This is a genomic window from Pseudomonas sp. SDO5591_S426 (assembly GCF_054070755.1).
This window is the reverse complement of sequence record NZ_JBSVXD010000310.1, coordinates 1-4,040: the sequence shown is the minus strand read 5'-3', so window position 1 is coordinate 4,040 and position 4,040 is coordinate 1. Positions and strand designations below refer to the sequence as shown.

The following is a 4,040-nucleotide window of genomic DNA, read 5'->3' as shown; positions in this document are numbered from 1 at the left end:
TCCAGATGTACTCATTCCCCTGTAGGAGCTGCCGAAGGCTGCGATCTTTTGCCTTGTTCAAGCTTGTCAGTTCGCCCCTCGAACGCCACACTAGCGGTCATGAAAAACGTCAGCCCCAGCTACCTCAAGCATCAATTCCTGATCGCCATGCCACACATGGCCGACCCGAACTTTGCGCACACCTTGACCTACATCGTCGAGCACACGGCCAATGGCGCCATGGGGCTGGTGGTCAACCGTCCGCAAGAGCTGAGCCTGGCCGATATCCTTGAGCAATTGCGCCCGGATATCGAACCGCCTGCGCTCTGCCAGCATGTGCCGATCTTCATCGGCGGCCCGGTGCAGACCGATCGCGGCTTCGTCCTGCACCCCAAAGGGCAGAGCTTCCAGGCGACCGTTGATCTGGAAGACGAGTTGTCCCTGTCGACCTCCCAGGACGTGCTGTTCTCCATCGCCGACGGCTTCGGCCCACCCAAGAGCCTGATCGCCCTCGGTTATGCCGGTTGGGAAGCCGGTCAGCTGGAAGCCGAACTGGCGCAGAACGCCTGGCTGACCTGCCCGTTCGACGCCGACATCCTGTTCAACACCAGCAGCGAGCTGCGCCTGGAAGCGGCGGCCAAACACCTGGGCGTCAACCTCAGCCTGCTCACCAGCCAGGCGGGGCACGCCTGATGGCCTTGCGGTTGATTCTGGGTTTTGACTACGGCACCAAACAGATCGGCGTTGCGGTAGGCCAGGTGATTACCGGCCAGGCCCGCGAGCTGTGCACCTTGAAAGCACAAAACGGCATTCCCGACTGGGATCAGGTTGAAGCCCTCATCAAAGAGTGGAAGCCCGACGCCGTGGTGGTCGGCCTGCCGTTAAACATGGACGGCACACCGAACGACATGTGCCTGCGCGCCGAAAAATTTGCCCGTCGCCTCAATGGCCGCTTTAACCTGCCCTTCTATACCCACGATGAACGCCTGACGACCTTTGAAGCCAAAGGCGAGCGACGTGATCGCGGCGGACAAAAGGGCAGCTACCGAGACAACCCGGTCGATGCCATCGCCGCCGCCCTGCTGCTGCAAGGCTGGCTCGACGAAAACGGCGCACTGTTCGAATCCTGAAGAGCCGCTACGCGCCTCTATATAGCTACAACCCGAGCCACCCGCTACACGACCCGGCTCGGGCCCAAGAAGGAGCAACCATGAGCCTGCCCAATCCCGCCGAACTGATCAGCCAGATGGCCACTCGCCTGAAGGCCCACCTGGAACACCGCGGCATCAGCGACCCGCGCTTCATCGGCATTCGTACCGGCGGCGTCTGGGTCGCCCAGGCCTTGCTCAAGGAACTGGGCAGCGACGAGCCGCTCGGCACCCTGGACGTGTCCTTCTACCGCGATGACTTCAGCCAGAACGGCCTGCACCCGCAAGTGCGTCCGTCTGCGCTGCCGTTCGAAATCGAAGGCCAGCACCTGGTGCTGATCGATGACGTATTGATGAGCGGCCGCACCATCCGCGCCGCCATGAACGAACTGTTCGACTACGGCCGCCCGGCCAGCGTGACGCTGGTGTGCCTGCTGGACCTGGACGCCGGCGAGCTGCCGATCCGCCCGAACGTGGTCGGCGCAACCCTGTCGCTGGCCGCTCACGAGCGCGTGAAGCTGTCCGGCCCGGAGCTCGCGCTCGAACTGCAAGACCTCGCCCTTTAATCCGCCCTATTGAGAGTCCCCCTCGCGATGACGCCTCTAGATACCAAGCGCCCGCTGCAGCTCAATAATCAGGGCCAGCTGCGCCACTTCCTCTCGCTCGACGGTTTGCGCCGCGAGTTGCTGACGGAAATCCTCGACACTGCCGACTCCTTCCTCGAAGTCGGCGCCCGGGCGGTGAAGAAAGTCCCGTTGCTGCGCGGCAAAACCGTGTGCAACGTGTTTTTCGAGAACTCCACCCGCACCCGCACCACCTTCGAACTGGCGGCCCAGCGGTTGTCGGCGGACGTGATCACCCTCAACGTGTCGACATCGTCGGCGAGCAAGGGCGAAACCCTGCTCGACACGCTGCGCAACCTGGAAGCCATGGCCGCCGACATGTTCGTCGTGCGCCACGGTGATTCCGGCGCCGCGCACTTCATCGCTGAACATGTTTGCCCGCAAGTGGCAATCATCAACGGTGGCGACGGCCGTCACGCGCACCCGACCCAGGGCATGCTCGACATGCTCACCATCCGCCGGCACAAGGGCGGGTTCGAAAACCTCTCGGTGGCCATCGTCGGCGACATCCTGCACTCGCGGGTGGCGCGTTCGAACATGCTGGCCCTGAAAACCCTCGGTTGCCCGGACATCCGCGTGATCGCGCCGAAAACCCTGCTGCCGATCGGCATCGAGCAATACGGCGTGAAGGTCTACACCGACATGACCGAAGGCCTCAAAGACGTCGACGTGGTGATCATGTTGCGCCTGCAACGTGAGCGCATGACCGGTGGCCTGCTGCCGAGCGAAGGCGAGTTCTACCGCCTGTTCGGCCTGACCACCGCGCGCCTGGCCGGCGCCAAACCCGATTGCATCGTCATGCACCCGGGGCCGATCAACCGCGGCGTGGAGATTGAGTCGGCGGTGGCCGACGGTCCGCACTCGGTGATCCTCAACCAGGTGACCTACGGCATCGCAATTCGTATGGCCGTGCTGTCCATGGCCATGAGCGGGCAAACAGCCCAGCGCCAATTCGAGCAGGAGAACGTTCAGTGAAGCTCAGCATTCTCGGCGCCCGCGTCATCGATCCGGCCAGCGGCCTGGATCAAGTCACCGACATCCATATTGAAGCCTGCAAGATCGTCGCCCTGGGCGCCGCGCCGGCAGGTTTTGTCGCTGTCGACACCATCGACGCCAAAGGCCTGGTAGCCGCGCCTGGCTTGGTCGACCTCAACGTCGCCCTGCGCGAGCCGGGTTACAGCCGTAAAGGCTCGATCGTCAGCGAAACCCGTGCCGCAGCGGCCGGCGGTGTCACCAGCCTGTGCTGCCCGCCGAAGACCAAACCGGTTCTGGACACCTCGGCCGTGGCCGAACTGATCCTCGACCGCGCCCGCGAGGCCGGCAACACCAAAGTCTTCCCGATCGGCGCCCTGAGCAAAGGCCTGGACGGCGAACAGCTGGCCGAACTGGTTGCCTTGCGCGATGCCGGTTGCGTGGCTTTCGGCAACGGCCTGGAGAGCTTCCGCAATACCCGCACCCTGTGCCGGGCGCTGGACTACGCGGCAACCTTCGACCTGACGGTGATTTTCAACTCTCAGGATCACGACCTTGCCGAAGGTGGCCTGGCCCACGAAGGCCCGACCGCGAGCTTCCTCGGCTTGCCGGGCATTCCGGAAACCGCCGAAACCGTGGCCCTGGCCCGGGATCTGCTGTTGGTCGAGCAAACCGGCGTGCGTGCGCACTTCAGCCAGCTCACCAGCGCTCGCGGTGTGGCCCTGATCGCCCAGGCTCAGGCCCGTGGCTTGAAGGTCACCGCCGATGTCGCGTTGTATCAATTGATCCTGACCGACGAAGCACTGATCGACTTCAGCAGCCTGTATCACGTGCAACCGCCGCTACGCACCCGCGCCGACCGCGACGGCCTGCGTGAGGCAGTGAAATCAGGCGTGGTCTCGGCCATTTCCAGCCATCACCAGCCCCACGAACGGGACGCCAAACTGGCGCCGTTCGGTGCGACGGAACCGGGCATCAGCAGCGTTGAGTTGTTGCTGCCGCTGGCGATGACATTGGTGGAAGACGGTTTGCTGGACTTGCCGACTCTGCTGGCGCGCCTGAGCGCTGGCCCGGCCGGGGCCTTGCGCCTGCCGGCGGGCAAACTGGCGGTGGGTGGTGCGGCGGACATCGTGCTGTTCGACCCTGCGGCTTCGACCGTGGCCGGTGAGACCTGGCTGTCCAAGGGCGAGAACTGCCCGTTCATTGGGCATAGCTTGCCGGGTGTTGTGCGTTACACACTGGTGGATGGGCGGATTAGCCACCAGGCATAAAAATCAAAAAGATCGCAGCCTGCGGCAGCTCCTACAGGGAAACACAT

At 63.8% G+C, this 4,040-nt stretch carries 5 protein-coding genes; all 5 read left to right on the top strand.

The features are described from left to right. The first annotated feature begins 99 nt into the window (after positions 1-99). On the top strand, positions 100-672 hold the full coding sequence (locus ACW9JC_RS29080; RefSeq protein ID WP_338583673.1) for a YqgE/AlgH family protein: 573 nt from the start codon (positions 100-102) through the stop codon (positions 670-672). Further along, positions 672-1,109 (top strand): Holliday junction resolvase RuvX, encoded by a 438-nt coding sequence (ruvX, locus tag ACW9JC_RS29075; protein WP_457459348.1) that lies wholly within the window; start codon positions 672-674, stop codon positions 1,107-1,109. The genes ACW9JC_RS29080 and ruvX overlap by 1 nt, the downstream gene beginning before the upstream one ends. Before the next feature lie 80 nt (positions 1,110-1,189). Continuing rightward, positions 1,190-1,693: a bifunctional pyr operon transcriptional regulator/uracil phosphoribosyltransferase PyrR gene (gene pyrR / locus ACW9JC_RS29070; protein WP_448109664.1), complete on the top strand. Its 504-nt coding sequence runs from the start codon at positions 1,190-1,192 to the stop codon at positions 1,691-1,693. Between the two features lie 27 nt (positions 1,694-1,720). Continuing rightward, entirely contained in the window at positions 1,721-2,725 is a 1,005-nt protein-coding gene (locus ACW9JC_RS29065) for an aspartate carbamoyltransferase catalytic subunit (RefSeq protein WP_457459346.1), read from the top strand. Further along, a complete protein-coding gene (locus ACW9JC_RS29060) occupies positions 2,722-3,993 on the top strand; it encodes a dihydroorotase (protein ID WP_457459344.1) in 1,272 nt (423 codons plus the stop codon). Before ACW9JC_RS29065 ends, ACW9JC_RS29060 begins: the two co-directional genes overlap by 4 nt. The last annotated feature ends 47 nt before the right edge of the window (positions 3,994-4,040 follow it).

Bases quoted from the DNA above. Each gene is read 5' to 3' on its own strand.
- ACW9JC_RS29065 (WP_457459346.1), top strand. From the start codon at position 1,721: ATGACGCCTCTAGATACCAAGCGCCCGCTGCAGCTCAATAATCAGGGC.
- ruvX (WP_457459348.1), top strand. From the start codon at position 672: ATGGCCTTGCGGTTGATTCTGGGTTTTGACTACGGCACCAAACAGATC.
- pyrR (WP_448109664.1), top strand. From the start codon at position 1,190: ATGAGCCTGCCCAATCCCGCCGAACTGATCAGCCAGATGGCCACTCGC.
- ACW9JC_RS29080 (WP_338583673.1), top strand. From the start codon at position 100: ATGAAAAACGTCAGCCCCAGCTACCTCAAGCATCAATTCCTGATCGCC.